At 66.7% G+C, this 363-nt stretch carries 1 protein-coding gene; it reads left to right on the top strand.

What is annotated here, in order from left to right; all coding sequences use genetic code 11:
* Positions 1 to 363: TrkA C-terminal domain-containing protein (locus EN850_RS34330; protein WP_189591300.1), on the top strand; the 363-nt coding region annotated here is incomplete at both ends.

Here is a 363-nt window from a genome sequence, read left to right as displayed (position 1 = left end):
GCCTGAAGCACCTGGGCGACCTGTTCAACCCCAGCCGCGCCGGTATTTCCGAGGCGGTGGTGCCGCCGACCTCGAATGTGATCGGCAAGAGCGCGGCCGACCTGCGCCTGCGCAAGGAGCGTGGCATCAGCCTGCTGGCGATCAACCGCGACAAGCAGGTGATCCGCGAGGACGTGCGCGACGTGCAGCTGCGCGCCGGTGACATGCTGGTGTTCCACAGCATCTGGACCGACCTGGCGCAGGCCGCCAAGAGCCGCGGCTTCGTGGTGGTCACCGATTACCCCACCGGCGAGCAGCGACCGCACAAGTTCAAGATCGCCATGGCGATCTTCGCGCTGACCATCCTGATCGCGCTGACCAGCA

This window comes from Mesorhizobium sp. M8A.F.Ca.ET.207.01.1.1 (assembly GCF_004794715.1).
Classification (GTDB): domain Bacteria; phylum Pseudomonadota; class Alphaproteobacteria; order Rhizobiales; family Rhizobiaceae; genus Mesorhizobium.
The sequence above is the reverse complement of the archived record's forward strand: the minus strand, read 5'-3'. Positions and strand labels throughout refer to the sequence as shown.